Below are 17,190 nucleotides of genomic sequence, written 5' to 3'. Positions count from 1 at the left end.
CCTGAGCCTGCCGAGGCTGAGCCCACTCAGGCTGAGGTGACCGATGCGGTCGTCGAGCCGCAGCAGGCTGAAGCCGCTGCGCCGGTTGAGGCTGAGCCCACCGATGGCGGGGAGCCGGTTGATGAGCTGCCTGCCGCCGCTCTCACCGATGATGTGGTCACCGCTCCCGGGGAACCGGTTGCCGATGACGTGGCGAACGCGGCGCCGAGCGAGACCGCCGCACCCGCCCAGGCCGATGAAGCGCAGGCCGATGTCGATACCGCCGGTGAGCAGCGGAACCTCTGAGCCGCACGGGGCCGATCCCTTCGGCACCGCGCGGCTCCGTGACTCCACCCTGCGCGCCTGGCAGGACTCGCCCACCCGGCTCCTCGAGGACACCAACGTCGAGCAGGACCTGCGCGTCGGTGCCTATCGGGATCGGCTCTTCGTCGAGCTCGCCCAGAACGCCGCCGATGCCGCCACGGCCGCCGGGCGGCCCGGGCGCATCCGGGTGTCCCTTGTGGACCGGGAACTCAGGTTCGCCAACACCGGCGCCCCGCTCGACGCGCGCGGGGTTGCTTCCCTCGCCTCCCTGCGGGCTTCCGGCAAGACCGGGGACACCGTCGGGCGGTTCGGGGTCGGGTTTGCCGCCGTGCGCACCGTTTCCGACGCTCCCAGCGTCGTCTCCACGACCGGTGGTGTGGCATTCTCCGCCGAAAAAACCCGTGCCGCCGCGAACATTCAAGGCGACGTTCCCGTTCTCCGGCTGCCTTGGCCGGTCGAAACGAGCCCGCCGGACGGCTTCGACACCGAAGTCCGGCTGCCGCTCCGGGACGACGTCGACGGGCAAGCTCTGCTCGATCAGCTGCGTGACGACATCGGAGACCTGCTGCTCGCCCTTCCCTGGCTGGCCGAGGCCGATGTGGACGGTCGCGTTTGGACACGAACCACCGACGGCGACGTCGTCGAGATCACCGGCCCACAGGGGGAAACCCGGTGGCTGACCCATCGCGGTGACGTCGTCTGGGCGGTGCCGGTCGGCTCCGGCGGTGTCCCGAAGCCGCTCGGCGAAGATGTTCTGCACGCTCCCACTCCGACCGACGACGGACTCTCGCTGCCCGCGCGGCTCCTCGCCTCCCTGCCCGTCGAGCCTTCGCGCCGTCGGGCGCTGCCCGGACCGGAACTGACCAAGGCACTGGAGAACGCTGCCGCCGAGTACGTGCAGCTCGTGCGGTTGCTGCCGGCGGAACAACGGTTCGCCCTCGTTCCCGTGCCGGGGTTTCCGAAGTCCACTGTGGATGCGAAGCTGCGCGACGAAGTGCTCGCGAACCTCAGCGCCGAGCCGTGGCTGTCCACTCAGGACGGTAGTGAGGTCGCGGGCCGGCAAGCGAAAGTGCTCGACCCGGAAGTCCCCGGCTTGCCCGAATTGATCGCCGACGTCGTTCCCGGGCTGCTCAAGGGCGCGGCGCCCGCCGGTGTGCTGAAAGCCGTTGCGGCGCAGGTCGTCAGCATCGAAGAAGTGCTGGAAACGCTTACCGGTATCTCTCGCGAGCCGAACTGGTGGCACGACGTCTACGTGGCACTCGCCAAGGCGGTCGAGTCCCACGCGCTCGCGAGCGAACGGCTGGACGGCCTGCCCGTCCCCCTCTCCGACGGCCGGACGCTGCCCGGGGCCAGGGGCTCCCTGCTCGTCGAGGGCTCGGCCGAGTTGCTCGAACTACTGTCCGATGTGGACATCCCTGGACTGCGGCTGGTGCACCCCGCCGCCTCGCACCCGCTGCTGGAACGCTTGGGTGCCAAGCAAGCCGACGCGCCTGAGCTGCTCAACGCCGACCAGCTGCGTGACGCCGTCGAGCGCAGCGTCGAAGACGTCAGGTCCGGTTTGGACGGTACGACGCTCGCGGGCGCCGTCCTCCGGCTGATCGCCGACTGCGGGGACGACGCCCCGCGGTGGGTCGGCGCCCTCGCCCTGCCCGCCACCGACACCTGGCGGCGCGCCGACGAACTCGTGCTCCCCGGCTCGCCGCTGCTGGACGTCTTCGACGAAGAGGTCTTCGACGAGGATGGCGCACTCGACGTCCTCGACGAGGACTTCGCCGGAGACTGGCCGGACGACACGCTCAAGACCGCCGGTGTCCTCGACTCGTTCGCGCTGGTCGTCGACGACGAGCCGCACGAGCCCGATCACGACCTGCCCGACGAGGAAGGCTGGTGGGACTCGCTCGCCGAGCCGCCGTCGACGCTCGTCGCGATCCGGGACCTCGACCTCGTCGCCGACGACGCCTGGCCCGCCGCGCTCAAGCTGCTGGCCGCGCGCCCGGAGACGTGGCGTGCCCTGCGCATGCCGAACGGCCACGCGAGCTGGTGGATCGCGCAGTACGCCGTGCTCGGCGGGCTCGCGCCAAGCGAGTGGCGGCTGCCCGGCACCGACCTCGCCGGCCTCTACGACGAGGTTCCCGATCTCGGCCTGAGTGCGGACCTGCTCCGGACCGCCGGGGTGCGCACCGACCTTCGGATGTCCACTGTGGACGAAGTGCGGGACGTCCTGAAGCGCCTCGCGGATCCGGATCGGACGATCTCACCCGGACTGGCGACCCGCGCCTACGACGCCGTCGCCGAGTCCGGGTTCGAGCCGCGGCCGCCGGAGGCGGTCCGGGCCGCCGACGGGTCTGTTGTGGACGGTGCGCTGGTTCTCGACGTGCCGTGGGTGGCCGGGGCGCTGGAACCCGATCAGTACGTCGTCGCCCCCGAGGATCCCGAACGCCTCGCCGACCTGCTCGACCTCCCGCTCGCCAGCACCGAGGCGGCCACGGTGACCAGCGAAGGCGAGTACGCGCCCTGGGCCGAGCTGCCCGCGCTGAGGCTCGTCGCCGATCAGCTCGGCATCCGGCTGCCCGCAGGGGGCGTCCTCGTGCACGACCCGCTGACCGTGTCGATCCAGGGCGCCGAGCACGACGTCCAGTGGTGGTCCGACGACCGCCTGCACGCGGCGGACACGTCCGAAGGACTCGCCCGCGCGTTCGCCTGGGCGGCCGAGCGCTGGCCCGACCGGCACCTCATCACCGCGCTGCTCGACGACCCGTCGCCGCGAACCCTGCTCGCGTAAGCGTCGAAACCTAGAGCCGCTGCGCCGACTTCGAGCCCCGCCGGGCGGCGGCCCGCTGCCAGGCGATGATCGCCAGGCCGACGAACCCGAGCACGAACCCGGACAGCGCCGTCTGCACCCACAGCCCCGAAGTCGTGAAGAAGAGCACCACCAGCGCGACAGCCCAGATCGAGGTGCCTACGATCACCACCGGCGTCAGGTCGGTCAGCTTCTTGGGCAGCTCCGGCGTGTGCCGCAACGAGCCCGTAACCTCCGGTGGATTGCTCGGATCACTCACGAGGTGCAGGGTACTCCGCAGCAGCGAGAGAATGGGCAGGCGAATGGCGGAGCAGGAGACGACCCGCACGGGGACGTCCACACTGGACCGGTTCTTCAAGATCACCGAACGGGGTTCGACCGTGCCGCGCGAGCTGCGCGGCGGCCTGGTCACCTTCGTCACGATGGCTTACATCGTGGTGCTGAACCCGCTGATCATCGGCAGTTTCTCGGCCGACGACGCGGGCGCGCACAAGGACCTCCTCGGCGGCATCCTCCCGGTGTCGAACGTCGCCGCGGTCACCGCGCTCGTCGCCGGCGTCATGACCATCCTGATGGGCCTGGTCGCGAACTACCCGTTCGCCATCGCGACCGGCCTGGGGATCAACAGCCTGGTCGCGGTCACCATCGCCCCGCAGATGACCTGGCCCGAGGCGATGGGCCTGGTCGTCATCGAGGGCGTGATCATCGTCGCGCTCGTGCTCACCGGCTTCCGCACCGCGGTGTTCCGGGCGGTGCCGGCCTCGCTGAAGTCCGCGATCGCCGTCGGCATCGGCGTGTTCATCTGCCTGATCGGGCTGGTCGACGCCGGGTTCGTGCGCCGGCTGCCGGACGACGCGCACACCACCGTCCCGGTCGGCCTCGGCATCAACGGCTCCATCGCCTCCTGGCCGACCGCCGTGTTCGTCGTCGGCCTGCTGATCACCGGCATCCTGGTCGTGCGCAAGGTCAAGGGCGCGATCCTGATCGGCGTGCTGTCCTCGACCGTGCTGGCCATCGTCGTCGAGGCGATCGTCAAGGCCGGGCCGTCGCAGGGCACGAACCCGAAGGGCTGGAACCTCGGCTACCCGGCGCTGCCGGACCAGGTCGTCGGCCTGCCGAACCTCTCGCTGGTGGGTGACGTCTCGTTCGGTGCCTGGACGCGGCTGCCGATCATCACCGTCTGCCTGCTGGTGTTCACGCTGGTCCTGGCCGACTTCTTCGACGCGATGGGCACCATGACCGGCCTCGCGAAGGAGGCCGACCTGCTGCCGAAGGACGGCCAGCTGCCCAACGTCGGCAAGGCGCTGTTCGTCGAGGGCCTCGCGGGCGCGGCCGGCGGCTTCGGCTCGGCCAGCTCGAACACGGTGTTCGTCGAGTCGGCGGCCGGCATCGCCGAGGGCGCGCGGACGGGCCTGGCGAACGTCGTCACCGGCGTGCTGTTCATCGCCGCGATGTTCCTGACGCCGCTCTACCAGGTCGTGCCGGTCGAGGCGGCCGCGCCGGCGCTGGTCGTGGTCGGCGCGATGCTGATGGCGCAGGTCCGCGACATCGACTTCACCGACTACTCGATCGCGCTGCCGGCGTTCCTGACCATCGTCGTCATGCCGTTCACGTACTCGATCGCGAACGGCATCGGCGCCGGCTTCGTCAGCTACGTCGTGATCCGCGCGGCGACCGGCAAGGCCCGCCAGGTGCACCCGCTGATGTGGGTGATCGCGGTGGCGTTCGTCGCGTACTTCGCGGTCGGGCCGCTCCAGGCGGCGTTCAAGTGATCAGCCCCTGATCTTCAGGGCTTCGTCGAGGACACCCCGGCTGCGCTCGAACTCGGCGGCCGGGGCCTCGAACCGGACCGTCACCAGGGCGTCACCGGCGCCGAGACCGACGACGGTCACTCGGCGCGGCACACCATCGCGTTCGTAGGTGTAATCCCACTCCGCGGCGTCGCGGTCGGCGATGGGGGCGTGCTCGGCGACCGTGCCCCCTTGCCGGCCGGCCACGGCCTGGAGCCCGCTCAGCGCGTCTTCCTGCGTGATCGGCACCCGATCGGTCTCGAGCAGGAGGTCGCCCTGGCGGTAGCTCGCGCGCTCCTTGTCGCGGCTCACGGCCCAGGACGACGGCACCGGGATCTCGATCGCCGAGCCGGGACCGTCCGCGTCCGGGAGCCGGTAGACCTCCAGCTTGCCCGGAGTGATCGACGGTGACGGCGGCGGTGCGGCCGCCGGAGGGTCGTCGCCACCCCAGAGCAGCGCCACGACGACGGCCACGAGCGCCGCGCCGACCACGGCCGAGCCCACCAGCTTCCTGTTCATCCGACCCCCAGGTTCGTTCCCCCGAAGAGGACGCGCGGAGGTGTTCCAGGTTGCGGGTTGACGGAGATCACCCGCGCGGCCGAAGTTTCGTAAGGTATGCTAACTATATGTCCGGCGACACGCACGAACGCTCCTTGGCGAGCCGTCTGCGTCTCGCGGTGGTCCGGCTCAACCGCCGGCTGCGGGCACAGCGCGTCGGGGACGACCTCACGCTGACTCAGGTCGCCGCGCTGTCCACCCTGCACAAGTGCGGTGCGCTGACCCCGGGTCAGCTCGCCGCGAAGGAAGGCGTCCAGCCGCCCTCGATGACGAGGGTGATCGCCGCGCTCGAGGAGATGAAGTTCGTCGAGCGGCGCCCGCACCCGACCGATGGCCGGCAGGCCATCGTCGAGCTGTCCGAGAGCGGACTGGCCTACGTGCAGAAGGCCATCTCCGTGCGGGAGGCGTGGCTGGACAGGCAGTTGGCTGAACTCGGCGACGAAGAGCTCGAAGTGCTCTCGAAAGCCGCCGAAATCATAGACAGGATGGCGGGGAACTAACCACGGTGACGGCCACGGGTAGCGAAACGAAGCGTTCGATCGAGACCTCTGCTACCCGGGACACGGCGCCACCGCCGTCCGCCTCGCCACCATCCCAGCGTTCGGAACCACAGCGCGGCAGCATGTTCGCCTCCCTGCGGATCCGCAACTACCGGCTCTTCTTCACCGGTCAGGTCATCTCGAACGTCGGCACCTGGATGCAGCGCATCGCCCAGGACTGGCTGGTGTTCACCCTCAGCGGCAACAACCCGATCGCCCTCGGCGTCGCGGTCGCGCTGCAGTTCGCGCCGACCCTGTTCCTCTCGCTGTGGGCCGGCGTCCTCGCCGACCGCGTCGACAAGCGGCGGCTGCTGACCTGGATCCAGGTCGCGGCGTGTTCGCAGGCCGTGGTGCTCGGTGTCCTCGACCTGACCGGGCTCGTGACGCTGTGGCAGGTCTACCTCCTGTGCTTCACGCTCGGCATCACGGCGTCGCTCGAAGTGCCGACGCGGCAGTCGTTCGTCGCCGAAATGGTCGGCCGCGACCAGATCGCCAACGCGGTCGCGCTGAACTCGTCGATCTTCAACATGGCGCGGATCGTCGGGCCGGCGATCGCCGGGTTCGCGATCACGTGGATCGGCACCGGCTGGCTGTTCATCGCCAACGCGGCCAGCACGGTCGCGGTGATCACCGGGCTGGTCCTGATGAACCCGGACAAGCTGTTCCGCGTCGCGGCGGTGCCGCGCGAGAAGGGACAGCTGGCCGAAGGCCTGCGGTACGTCCGGCGGCGCTCGGACCTGATGACGGTGATGGTGCTGGTGCTGTTCGTCAGCACGTTCGGCATCACGTACTTCAGCTCCCTCCCGATCGTCGCGGCGAACGTCTTCCACACCGCGGCCGACGGCTACGGCCTCCTGTCGACCCTGGTCGCGGTGGGCACGTTCACCGGCGCGATCATGTCGGCCCGCCGCGGCACGAAGGGCCGGCCGCGGGTGCGGCTGATGCTGGTGTCCGCCTTCTTCCTCGGTGTGTTCGAGCTGATCACGGCGTTCATGCCGACGTACCTGACGTTCGGCCTCGGCCTGATCCCGCTCGGCTTCGCCACGATGACGTTCCTCAACACGGCGAACGCGCTGGTGCAGACGTCGGTCAGCCCCGAGATGCGCGGCCGTGTGATGGGGCTGTACGTGCTGGTGCTCATCGGCGGCAACCCGATCGGCGGCCCGATGGTCGGGTGGATGGCGCAGGCGTTCGGCGGGCGGTCTCCGTTCTACATCGGCGGGGCGGTTTCGGCGGTGGCCGCGGTCGTGTGCGCGGTGGTGCTGATCCGGCGTGGCGGGGTGTCGTGGCCGGTTCAGCGGGGGTTCGGGCTTCGGGTGCTCAAGCGCACGAAGGTCTGACCGGGCGTATCGGTTCGTGTTCACGGCGTGACCGTATCGGCGCGCACCGACAAAAAATGGTGGTCCGGATCCGGGTCTCACTCGAACGAGTGAGATCGGGGTCTCCCCAGGGAGCCTCTTGCTTCAAGATATGAGGTTAGGCTAACCTCATACACGTCCGCTTCGTGGTGGGAGCGGCAGTCAGTTCGGGAACGGACGGAGCCCCGGCCCTGGGAACCCCAGGCCGGGGCTTCGTTCACTTCACGGGCAGTGTCGGGCTGAGCGCCCCGCTCGTCAAGGGACTCTCACCCGGTGGCGTCGGCAGGCGCGTCAGCGGGAGGCTGAAGTAGACGCGGTAGGCCATGCGCATCGCGGCTTCGGACGGCAGCACGACCTCGTGCCGGACGCCGTCGACCGTCTCGATCAGCCGGTTGCCCGACAGCGTCACGCGGCCCTGGGACGTCGGGCGGGAGCACGTCAGGGACTTCGTGAAGTGGGACTCCGGGGACGTCGTCTGCCACCAGGCCATCGTGACGAAGTCCGAGAGGGGCCGCGGCCGGCGCTCCAAGCGGTACTGCGGCTTGCCCTCCAGCACCACGTCGACGTCGCCGTGGGGAGCGTCCAGGAGCAGGAACTCACCGTCCGGATCGGACTGGGCGTCCACGCCGGACAGTCGCAGCGGGTGGCGGGAGAAGCGGCCGAAGCCGACGTCGACCAGCCACGGCTCGTCCAGGGAAACGATGATCGCCGCGTGGTCCAGGGGCGGGCCGAGGGTGCCGTCCGGGCGGAAGACCTGCGCCGCGTGCAGCGAAGCCGGATAGCCGAGTTCGCGCAGCAGGGCCGCGAAGAGGCCGTTGAGCTCGTAGCAGAAGCCGCCCCGGCGACGTTCCACGATCTTGTCCGCCAGCGCTTCTTCGTCCAGCACGACCGGCTCGCCGAGGTGGATGCTCAGGTTCTCGAACGGGACCGTGGCCAGGTGGCGTTCCTGAAGGTGGCGCAGGGTCGCCAGGTCGGCCGCGGCGGGCCACGCTACACCGAGGCGGGCCAGATACGCGTCAACGTCCATGCCGCCACTCTCACACCTCGACCGCACTCCAGGTCAAGCGATTTCACCGCCGACGAAAAAACGGGGCCCTCCCGTGCGGGAGGACCCCGTTTTGCGACCGGTGCTCAGCCGAGCAGCAGGCCGTTGCCGCCGGCGACGGCGTTGTCGAAGCGCTTGCTGATCTCGGCCCAGTTGAAGATGTTCCACAGGGCCTCGACGTACTTCGGCTTCACGTTCTTGTAGTCCAGGTAGAACGCGTGCTCCCAGACGTCGACCAGCAGGATCGGCACGGTCGGCAGAATCAGGTTGTTGTGGTGGTCGCGCAGCTGCTGGGTGATCAGCGTCTTGCCGATCGGGTCCCAGGAGAGCGCGCCCCAGCCGTTGCCCTGGATCGTGGTCGACACGGCGGTGAACTGCGCCTTGAACTTGTCGAAGGAGCCGAACGCCTCGTCGATCGCCGCGGCCAGCTCGCCGGTCGGCTTGTCGCCGCCTTCCGGCGACAGGATCTTCCACCACACGACGTGGTTGGCGTGGCCGGCCAGGTTGAAGGCCAGCGTCGTCTCGAGGCCGACGATGCCGCCGAAGTCACCGGCGTCGCGGGCTTCCGCGATCTTGTCGAGCGTGTCGTTCGCGCCCTTGACGTAGGTCGCGTGGTGCTTGCTGTGGTGCAGCTCGTTGATCTCGCCGGAGATGTGCGGCGCCAGTGCGCTGTAGTCGTAGTCGAGATCGGGGAGCTCGTAGCGGGCCATTGGCCCTCCTTCTGTCTTCGACACAAGATTCCGGTATCGAACCTAGTAGCACACGCCCCTCCGCGGCGAGCGGGGGCGCGTGGCCGTCACTGCGTGAGACGGCGGCTCTTCAAGTGGCGTACCCGAGGGTCCGGCACCCGAAACCGAGCCTGCTACCTGGACCTAACTGGAGGTCAACGAGCTGTGAGAACGGTCATTCAGGCGCGGAACTCGTCCAGCCGCGAAGCCAGCTCGTCGAACACCGCGACGTTGCACTCGAACGCCACCAGCGTCTCGTCGATCACGCGAGCGCGTTCGGCGTCGTCCCACGGCGCGTTGTCCAGCTTCGCGCGGTACCGGTCGCGGAAGCGGGGCGCGCTGCCGATGCCCTCGAAGTGGTAGAAGAGCGTGCCCGCGTCGGCGACGTCGTACTTCTTCTCCAGGAGGCGCCGGATCGCCTGGCCGCCCGCGATGTCGCCCAGGTAGCGCGTGTAGTGGTGCGCCACGTACCCGCCCGCCCACGAAGACGCTTCGCCGACGCGCGCGACGTACGCCTGCGTCGAAGCCAGCGGCGAGATCGCCGAGCGCCAGTCCGGGCCGACCAGGTGCGCCAGGTCGCGTTCCAGGTGGGGCAGCCGGCGCAGCTCGTCGACGACGAACTCGCCGCCGACCGGGTCGGCCGCCATGCGGTCGCTCGCCGCTTCGATCGCGCCGTAGATGAAGTAGTACTGGATCGCGAGCTGCGTGTAGCCCTCCTGCGTCAGCTCGCCGCCGAGCAGGGCGCGCATGTACGTCGAGTAGTTCGCCTTTTCGTGCACCTGGAGCGTCGACGCGCGCAGGGTCGCCGAGAACGGGCGAGCGTCCGTGGTCACCGACATGGGGGAGCCTCCCGGCGATCGATCTGACACGCTGTCAGAAAGAGCGTAAGGCATATTGTCGGGTTAGGCTACCCTAAATTCGACGCTCCGACGGCTCGCAGCACGAACCGCACCGCGGTCTCGACGACGTCTTCCAGCTGCTCGGGCGGCCCGTCGACCAGCGTCCGGTTGCCCAGCGCGGCGGTGATCATCGGGATCAGGACGTCCGGGTCCTCGGCCGGCCAGCGTCCCAGATCGACGCCGCCGGCCAGGATCGCGCGCAGGCGGTCGGTGATCGGGTCGGCGTGCGCGCTGATCCGCCGGTACGCCGCGGGCGCCAGCGCCGACGCGAGCGCCGTGCCCGGCGGCATGTGGTACTCGGCCAGCACGCGCAACTGCAGCCGGACGAACGTGGCGAGCTGGTCGACCGGGTCGGCGTGGGCTTCGACGGCTTCGGTCAGCCGCGTGACGTACCGGGCCGCTTCGTCCTCGACGAACGCGACGAGCAGGCTTTCCTTGTCCGGGAAGTGGTTGTACAGCGCGGTCCGGCCCACCCCGGCCGCCGCGGCGACGCCGGCGAGCGTGATCGCGTCGAAGCCGCGTTCGTAGAGCTGGGCGCGCAGGACTTCGAAGACGCGCGTCCGCACCTCGCGCCGGTGCGCCTCGAGCGACTCACCGAGAATCTTCGGCATCGGCCCAGGCTAGCCCTCAGTCGCTCACCTGCCAGGTGTGCACCGGCTCGCCGGACTCCGACAGCTCCAGGTAGCGCCCGAGCATCCGGCTCAGCGCCGCCTCGCGGTCGAGCCCGCGTTCCTGCGCGCGCTGGACGTAGTCGCGCTGCCAGGTCGCCCCGGTCCGCCGCGCGAGGCAGCGGCGCTCGACGATCCCGAGGTAGCGCTCGCGGGCCTCGTCGGAGACGTCGGAGCGGCGCAGGCCCTCGTGGGCGAGCGGGAGCAGCACGCGCAGCGCCAGCTCGTCCGGCGGGATCCAGCCGATGCCCGGCCAGTACAGCTGCGCTTCGAAGCCGCGGCGCGCGCCGGCGTAGAGGTTTTCCTCCGCCGCCTGGAAGGACATCTGGCTCCACACCGGGCGTTCCGCCTCGGCGAGCGCGCGCTGGGCGCCGTAGAAGAACGCCGCGTTCGCCACGGTGTCGACGACCGTCGGCCCGGCCGGCAGCACGCGGTTCTCCACGCGCAGGTGCGGCAGGCCGTCGACGACGTCGTACACCGGGCGGTTCCAGCGCCAGATGGTGCCGTTGTGCATGCGCAGTTCGGTGAGCTTGGGCGCCTGTCCCGCGTCGAGCGCCTCGATCGGGTCTTCGGCGTCGGTTTCCGGGAGCAGGCCGGGGAAATAGCGGACGTTCTCCTCGAACAGGTCGAAGATCGACGTGATCCAGCGCTCGCCGAACCACACGCGCGGCCGCACGCCCTGGTTCTTCAGCTCCTCCGGCCGGGTGTCGGTCGCCTGCAGGAACAGCGGGATCCGCGTCTCGTGCCAGAGCGCTTTCCCCAGCAGGAACGGCGAATTCGACGCGAGCGCGATCTGCGGCCCGGCCAGGCACTGCGCCGCGTTCCAGTGCGCCGCGAACTCCTCGGGCGCGACCTGGAGGTGCAGTTGCACGCTGGTGCAGGCGGCCTCCGGCAGGATCGACTCCGCGTAGCTGCGCAGCCGCTCGGGCTGCTGACCCGGCAGCGGCGCGCCTTCCATCGCGAGCACCGTGCGTTCGCCGCGCGCGGCGAAGATCTGGTCGTTCAACGTCGCGTAGCGGGCCTTGTTGGTGAGCCACTTCTGGTCGAAGTGCTCGTGCTTCAACGTCGGCAGGATGCCGATCATCGCCAGCGACGACCCGGTGTCGCGGGCCTTCGACGCCGCGGTGGCGAGGTACGCGCGGAGGTCGTCTTCGAGCTGCAGGGCCGAATCGCCGGCGAGCGGCCGCGGCGGCACGTTCAGCTCGATGTTGTGCTGGCTCAGCTCGGTGGTGAACGACGGGTCGTCGAGCGCCTCCAGCACCGCGGCGTTCGTCATCGACGGGCGCAGTTCGCGGTCGACCAGGTTCAGCTCGACCTCGAGGCCGATGTTCTTGCGGGGGAACGAAAAACTGCCGTCGGTGAGCATGCGGGCCAAGGTGTCCAGGCATCGCTGCACCTTGCGGCGGTACCGCCCGCGGTCCAGCGTGTTGAACGATTGAGCCGCGAGGTCCATCCCCATGACCATCCCTGCTTCGTGCGTCGGCGTGGAACTAGGACATGTTTCAGGTCCCGGCGGACAACCGTTTCACAGGCGATGCAACCCGTGCTAGCGGCCAAACTGGTGCTCTCCGTCACGGGGGGTTAACCGACAGCAAAATACCCCCGTTCGTACCACGGACCACGGGACGTTCGGACCAGTGAAGCGCCCGGCAAGCGGGTGACAGACTGGGCGGATGGGCCTGATCCACATCACCGGCCGCGAAGACCCCAGGGTCGACGATTTCCGGCACCTGTCCACAGCGGACCGCCGTCCGGACCGCCCGGGTGGCAAGGGACTCGTCATCGCCGAAGGCACCGTCGTGGTGTCCCGGCTGCTGGCGTCCCGGTACCCGGTACGGGCTTTGCTGGGCGTCGAACGGCGGTTCGCCGAGCTGGCGGACGATCTCGCCGGGACCGGCGTGCCCCAGTACGCGGCTTCCGCGGAGACGATGGCCGACGTCGTCGGATTCCACCTCAACCGCGGGATCCTCGCCGTCGCGGACCGGCCGCCACCCCTGACGGTTTCCGAAGTCGTCGCGGACGCCGGCACGATCGCCGTGCTCGAAGGCGTTGGCGACCACGAAAACCTCGGCGCCCTCTTCCGCAACGCGGCCGCGCTCGGCGTCGGCGGCGTGCTGCTCGGACCCGGCTGTTCCGACCCGCTGTACCGGCGCAGCGTGCGCGTGTCGATGGGCCACGTCCTGCGCGTGCCGTTCGGGCACCTCACGGACTGGCCGGGCGGGCTCGACGACCTGAAGGCGCGCGGGTTCGCCGTCGCCGCGTTCACGCCGCGGCCGGGCTCGGTCCCGCTGCGCGAGCTGCGGGCGCACGTGCCCGGGCGGGTCGCGCTGCTGTTCGGCGCGGAAGGCCCCGGACTGACCGGAACGGCGCTGGCGGCGGCTGATCACGCGGTCCGGATACCCATGCCGGCCGGAGTCGACTCCCTCAACATCGCGACGGCCGCCGCCGTGGCCTTCTACGAACTGGCGCGGGCCGACTAAGGTTCTGGTCTCGGAACGAGCGGGCGGCGCGAAAGGACACCATGGAGCTGCGGATCCGCGGTGAGCGCGCGGTGCTGGCCGGACCCGGCGGGGAGCAGGCGCGCGAAGTCGACCCGCACAAGCTCGCGATCGGGGCGGACCTCGCGCAGGCCTTGCACGAGTGGGCCCGCGTCGCGTCCGCGATCTCCGCCGACTCCGGCGCCGAAGCGGGCGCGGTCGTCTCGCAGCGCGGCCGTCAGCTGGCCGCCCGGCTCGCGTCGGTGATGGGCACGACCGTGCGGTTCGTGGACCCGGTGACGGGCGTCGACACGGTCGTCGAACCGGCCCCGCGCGCCGATGCTCCCGGGCACCGGCTCGTCCGGTCGGTGCTCGGCCCGGCCGGCCCGCCCGGGGAGCCGACGCCGTGGCTGACCGGGCTGACCGTCTCGGCGTTCATCGCGGCGGTGGTCGTGGTGGCCATGCTGGCGCTGGCCTCGACCCTGGTCCGCCAGACCAGTGGCTGGCTGGCCCTCGCGGGGTCGGTCATCGTGACGGCCGGGATCACGCCGTCGCTGTGGCTGATCCGCCGCACCCCGATCCTGCGCTGGGTCGCGTACGGCGCGGCGGCCGGCGTCGTGATCGCGTGGATCGGCGTGCTGGTGATCGTCTTCTAGCGGGACGTAACCTGACGGGCATGCGGCAGCTCGACGCGTTGCGGAAGCTGTGCCTGGCCCTGCCCGAAGCGACCGAGCGGCTCAGCCACGGGTCGCCGGCGTGGTTCGTGCGCGGCAAGAAGACGTTCGTCATGTTCGCTGACGACCACCACGGCGACGGCAGGCTCGCCTTCTGGTGCCCGGCGCCGCCCGGGGCGCAGGAGGAGCTGGTGCGCACCGAGCCCGGGCGCTTCTTCCGGCCGGCGTACGTCGGGCACCGCGGCTGGCTGGGCGTGCGGCTGGACGTCGACGTCGACTGGGGCGAGATCGACCGGATCGTGCGGGAGGCCTACCGGCAGGTGGCCCCGAAGACGCTCGCGGCGCTGGTGGCTTGGGTCTAGCCGCGCTGCGAGCGGACCCCGAGCAGCACGTCCTCCCAGGACGGCACGATCGGGTGGTTCTTCTTGGCCTTCGGCCGCGGCTGGTCGGCGGCGGTGTCTTCCTCGGGATCCGCCGGGACGCGGGGGATCTCGCGGGTGTCGTCGTCCGGGTCCGGCTCGGCGGCCGGCAGCTCGGCGTGCTCCTGCGGCGGCACCGAGTCCAGCGTCGGCTGGAACTCCGCGTCGCGGGCCGGGTCGAGGGCTCGGACCGTGCGGGGCGCGCGGTAGGCGTTCGGGTCGAGCAGGACCTCGGCGTTCTCGTCGAGCGCCATGACCGTGCCGCCGTGCGCGCCGGGCGAGAACGCCCAGTGCGCGCGGTTGTCCGACCGGCCGGCCTTCCACTGCAGCACGACGACCCAGCGGCCGTCGTCGCCCTTCCAGGAATCCCAGGTGGCCTGCGAGTAGTCGTGCCCGCGGACGCCGAAGCCGTACGCGACGACCTCGCCGAGCGTCTGCACGTCGGGGCCGTCCTCGCGGACGGGGTGCGCGCTCTGCGCGAGCTCGGCGGTCCGGGACCGCTCGAGGAGGACGGGGTAGGCGTAGCGCTCGACGCGCTGCTCGGAGATACCGGCGCCGCTCGCCACTTGCTGGACTGATTCGCCGGCGCGGATTCGCGCCTGGATCTCGCGTGGCCGCATCTGGCTCTCCAACTCGATTTCGATCTGACCGAGGCGGGTGAGGTCACCCCGCGCCGCCGCGCGCAGTCTTTCATCGGCCGGGAGGAGGAAGCGCGTACCGCTCGCCGAGTCTTCGCACACGATGGACTTACCGTCCTCGTGCAACCCGACCACTTGCAGCGTGCGCATTGTTCGCCTTCCCCGATGCTTCACCGTTGTGGGTGCCCACGTTAGAACGGCGCGTCGGCTTGACGTGCGAGGCGCGCCGAGTCCGCACCGAACTGCCCGCTGTTCACTTCGCGACGTCCGCATCATGGATCACCCAGGTCGGCGGCCACCGGGTGACACGCCGGACACGGTCAGTCACGATCGAGTGGATCAAGAGGCGGTCCGGCCGCCCGTGGCCGGGTGGGGCTGGTGGGGCTGGTGGAGCTGGTGGAGCTGGTGTGACGTTCGTGGAGTGCGCCGTGAACGACCCTTTTTGTCGCTCGGCGAGCCGCGCTGAGACGAGCACGTGCCGTCACAGCGGCAGGCGGGCCGTCACCGTCAGCCCGCCCCGGCGGCCCGGCTGGGCCTCCGCGTAACCGCCGTGGGCCTGGGCCACCGACCGCACGATCGACAACCCCAGCCCCGCGTTCCGCGTGTCGCCGGTCCGCTCCGAACCGACCCGGCGGAACGGCTCGAACAACGTCGGCACGGCTTCGGGCGGCACCACCGGCCCCGAATTCCGGACCTCCAGGGCCGGATCCCCGCGCACCTCGACGTACACCCAGCCACCGGATGCGTTGTACGTGATCGCGTTGACCACCAGGTTCGTCACCAGCCGCTCGAGCAGCACCGGGTCGCCCGCCACCGTGCGCGGCCGCAGGCGCGTCTCCACCGTCACCCCGGCCGACGACGCCGCGGAAGCCGTCGCCCGGACCACCGACGCGACCACCTCGTCGAGGCGGACCGGGGCGCGCGCGGTGAGCCCGCGGTCGCTGCGGGCCAGGACCAGCAAACCCTCGATCATCCGCTCGCTGCGCTCGTTCGTGTGCAGCAGGTGGGTGCCGAGCTTCTCGAGCTCCGGTGCCACTTCGGGGTCGGCCATCGCCACCTCGATCAGCGTCCGCTGCACCGCCAGGGGCGTCCGCAGCTCGTGGGACGCGTTCGCGACGAACCGCTTCTGGCTGTCGAACGACTCCGCGAGCCGGTCGAGCATGCCGTCGAACGTGTCCGCCAGCTCCTTCAGCTCGTCGGGCGGCCCCTCCAGGTTGATCCGCCGGTCGAGCTTGCCCGCCTCCAGCCGCCGCGCCGCCGACGTGATGTCGTGCAGCGGACGCAGCGCCCGGCCCGCCATCAGCCAGCCGAACAGCACGGCCAACGCGGCCGTCGCCACCAGCGCGATCGCCGAGCCGACGACCAGCGTGGACAGCGTCGAGGAGCGGTATTCGTCGAGTGAGCCGCTGACCAGCCGCATCGCGACGCCTGCCGCGGGCACCGTCTCCGCCGGGACGCCGTAGGTCAGGTCGGCCGAGCCGACCGTCGACAAGGCGACCCGGGCCGGGTCCGGCAGCGTGCTCTGCACCAGCAGGTAGTTGATCACCACGAGCACCAGCCCGGCGAGCAGGAACAGCGCGCCGTACCAGGCGGTGAGCTTCGCGCGGACCGAGAAGCCGTTCACGGCGTGCCGAACCGGTAGCCGGCGCCGGGCACGGTCTCGATCACCGGGGGGTCGCCGAGCTTGCGGCGCAACGTCATCATCGCGACACGCACCGCGTTCGTGAACGGGTCCGCGTGCTCGTCCCACGCCTTCTCCAGCAGGTCCTCGGCGCTGACCACCGCGCCTTCCGCCCGCATGAGCACCTCGAGCACGGCGAACTCCTTCGGCGAGAGCAGCAGGAACCGGCCGTCGCGCGCGGCCTGGTGACGGGGCAGGTCGAGCACGACGCCGTCGCGCTCCAGCACCGGCGGCAACGCGGGCCGGGCGCGCCGCGACAGCGCCTGGACCCGGGCGACCAGCTCGGCGAAGGCGAACGGCTTCGTCAGGTAGTCGTCGGCGCCGAGGCCCAGGCCCGCGACGCGGTCGGTGACGTCGGCGGCCGCCGTCAGCATCAGCACGCGGGCCTCGCCGCCCGCCCGGACCACCGCGGCGCACACGGCGTCGCCGTGCACCTTCGGCAGGTCGCGGTCGAGGACCACGACGTCGTAGCCGTGCACGCCGACCCGCTCCAGGGCCTGCTCGCCGTCGTAGCAGACGTCGACGGCCATCGAAAACCGCCGCAACCCCTCCGCCACGGAGTCGGCCAGCAGCCGTTCGTCCTCCACCACCAGCACGCGCACCCGCCCAGTCT

Annotated in this window: 17 protein-coding genes and 1 pseudogene; 8 read left to right on the top strand and 10 right to left on the bottom strand. The window is 70.7% G+C overall.

What is annotated here, in order from left to right:
* Both AB0N03_RS02995 and AB0N03_RS02990 read left to right on the top strand, forming a co-directional pair.
* Nucleotides 1–285: pseudogene (locus AB0N03_RS02995) on the top strand (hypothetical protein); the annotation flags it as partial.
* Nucleotides 266–3,085 carry a molecular chaperone Hsp90 gene (locus tag AB0N03_RS02990; protein WP_364364449.1) on the top strand — a complete coding sequence of 940 codons (2,820 nt, stop codon included), beginning with the start codon at nucleotides 266–268 and terminating at the stop codon, nucleotides 3,083–3,085. The pseudogene AB0N03_RS02995 and the gene AB0N03_RS02990, both read left to right, overlap by 20 nt.
* Nucleotides 3,086–3,095: 10 nt before the next feature.
* On the opposite strand, the gene AB0N03_RS02985 is transcribed toward AB0N03_RS02990, so the two are convergent.
* A complete protein-coding gene (locus AB0N03_RS02985; protein ID WP_364365338.1) occupies nucleotides 3,096–3,323 on the bottom strand; it encodes a DUF2530 domain-containing protein in 228 nt (75 codons plus the stop codon).
* 82 nt (nucleotides 3,324–3,405) lie between these two features.
* On the opposite strand from AB0N03_RS02985, the gene AB0N03_RS02980 reads away from it, so the two are divergent.
* A complete protein-coding gene (locus tag AB0N03_RS02980; protein ID WP_364365335.1) occupies nucleotides 3,406–4,875 on the top strand; it encodes an NCS2 family permease in 1,470 nt (489 codons plus the stop codon).
* On the opposite strand, the gene AB0N03_RS02975 is transcribed toward AB0N03_RS02980, so the two are convergent.
* On the bottom strand, nucleotides 4,876–5,412 hold the full coding sequence (locus tag AB0N03_RS02975; RefSeq protein ID WP_364364446.1) for a hypothetical protein: 537 nt from the start codon (nucleotides 5,410–5,412) through the stop codon (nucleotides 4,876–4,878).
* Between the two features lie 107 nt (nucleotides 5,413–5,519).
* Between AB0N03_RS02975 and AB0N03_RS02970 the strand changes: the two genes are divergently transcribed.
* Both AB0N03_RS02970 and AB0N03_RS02965 read left to right on the top strand, forming a co-directional pair.
* The gene (locus AB0N03_RS02970; protein WP_364364443.1) at nucleotides 5,520–5,951 is read left to right on the top strand and encodes a MarR family transcriptional regulator; all 432 of its coding nucleotides are present in this window, start codon (nucleotides 5,520–5,522) and stop codon (nucleotides 5,949–5,951) included.
* A gap of 122 nt (nucleotides 5,952–6,073) precedes the next feature.
* Nucleotides 6,074–7,330 carry an MFS transporter gene (locus AB0N03_RS02965; protein WP_364364440.1) on the top strand — a complete coding sequence of 419 codons (1,257 nt, stop codon included), beginning with the start codon at nucleotides 6,074–6,076 and terminating at the stop codon, nucleotides 7,328–7,330.
* Between the two features lie 235 nt (nucleotides 7,331–7,565).
* Here AB0N03_RS02965 and AB0N03_RS02960 read toward each other — a convergent pair whose 3' ends face one another.
* The 5 genes from AB0N03_RS02960 to AB0N03_RS02940 form a co-directional block, all read right to left on the bottom strand.
* Nucleotides 7,566–8,375: an arylamine N-acetyltransferase gene (locus AB0N03_RS02960; RefSeq protein WP_364364437.1), complete on the bottom strand. Its 810-nt coding sequence runs from the start codon at nucleotides 8,373–8,375 to the stop codon at nucleotides 7,566–7,568.
* 104 nt (nucleotides 8,376–8,479) lie between these two features.
* Nucleotides 8,480–9,103, bottom strand: coding sequence for a superoxide dismutase (locus tag AB0N03_RS02955; RefSeq protein ID WP_247058440.1), 624 nt, complete (start codon nucleotides 9,101–9,103; stop codon nucleotides 8,480–8,482).
* Between the two features lie 197 nt (nucleotides 9,104–9,300).
* Nucleotides 9,301–9,960, bottom strand: a complete 660-nt coding sequence (locus AB0N03_RS02950) for a biliverdin-producing heme oxygenase (RefSeq protein ID WP_364364434.1) — start codon at nucleotides 9,958–9,960, stop codon at nucleotides 9,301–9,303.
* A gap of 68 nt (nucleotides 9,961–10,028) precedes the next feature.
* Complete coding sequence (locus tag AB0N03_RS02945; protein WP_364364431.1) at nucleotides 10,029–10,631, bottom strand: TetR/AcrR family transcriptional regulator; 603 nt, start codon at nucleotides 10,629–10,631, stop codon at nucleotides 10,029–10,031.
* A 16-nt stretch (nucleotides 10,632–10,647) separates the two neighbouring features.
* Nucleotides 10,648–12,147 (bottom strand): glutamate--cysteine ligase, encoded by a 1,500-nt coding sequence (locus AB0N03_RS02940; protein WP_364364428.1) that lies wholly within the window; start codon nucleotides 12,145–12,147, stop codon nucleotides 10,648–10,650.
* Nucleotides 12,148–12,361: 214 nt separating this feature from the next.
* On the opposite strand from AB0N03_RS02940, the gene AB0N03_RS02935 reads away from it, so the two are divergent.
* From AB0N03_RS02935 to AB0N03_RS02925, 3 genes are read left to right on the top strand one after another with little or no spacing between them, the layout of a single operon-like run.
* Nucleotides 12,362–13,168, top strand: coding sequence for an RNA methyltransferase (locus AB0N03_RS02935; protein WP_364364425.1), 807 nt, complete (start codon nucleotides 12,362–12,364; stop codon nucleotides 13,166–13,168).
* 41 nt (nucleotides 13,169–13,209) lie between these two features.
* Nucleotides 13,210–13,821, top strand: a complete 612-nt coding sequence (locus AB0N03_RS02930; RefSeq protein ID WP_364364422.1) for a DUF2537 domain-containing protein — start codon at nucleotides 13,210–13,212, stop codon at nucleotides 13,819–13,821.
* A 20-nt stretch (nucleotides 13,822–13,841) separates the two neighbouring features.
* Nucleotides 13,842–14,201: an MmcQ/YjbR family DNA-binding protein gene (locus tag AB0N03_RS02925; protein ID WP_364364419.1), complete on the top strand. Its 360-nt coding sequence runs from the start codon at nucleotides 13,842–13,844 to the stop codon at nucleotides 14,199–14,201.
* Here the strand turns inward: AB0N03_RS02925 and sepH are convergent.
* From sepH to AB0N03_RS02910, 3 genes are all read right to left on the bottom strand, one after another.
* Nucleotides 14,198–15,046, bottom strand: coding sequence for a septation protein SepH (gene sepH, locus AB0N03_RS02920; RefSeq protein WP_364364416.1), 849 nt, complete (start codon nucleotides 15,044–15,046; stop codon nucleotides 14,198–14,200). The two genes, AB0N03_RS02925 and sepH, sit on opposite strands and share 4 nt — an antisense overlap.
* A 331-nt stretch (nucleotides 15,047–15,377) precedes the next feature.
* A complete protein-coding gene (locus AB0N03_RS02915; protein WP_364364413.1) occupies nucleotides 15,378–16,520 on the bottom strand; it encodes an ATP-binding protein in 1,143 nt (380 codons plus the stop codon).
* Nucleotides 16,517–17,179, bottom strand: a complete 663-nt coding sequence (locus AB0N03_RS02910; protein WP_364364410.1) for a response regulator transcription factor — start codon at nucleotides 17,177–17,179, stop codon at nucleotides 16,517–16,519. Before AB0N03_RS02910 ends, AB0N03_RS02915 begins: the two co-directional genes overlap by 4 nt.
* Between the last annotated feature and the right edge of the window lie 11 nt (nucleotides 17,180–17,190).

This window comes from Amycolatopsis sp. NPDC051061, assembly GCF_040682935.1.
Classification (GTDB): domain Bacteria; phylum Actinomycetota; class Actinomycetes; order Mycobacteriales; family Pseudonocardiaceae; genus Amycolatopsis.
The sequence above is the reverse complement of the archived record's forward strand: the minus strand, read 5'-3'. Positions and strand labels throughout refer to the sequence as shown.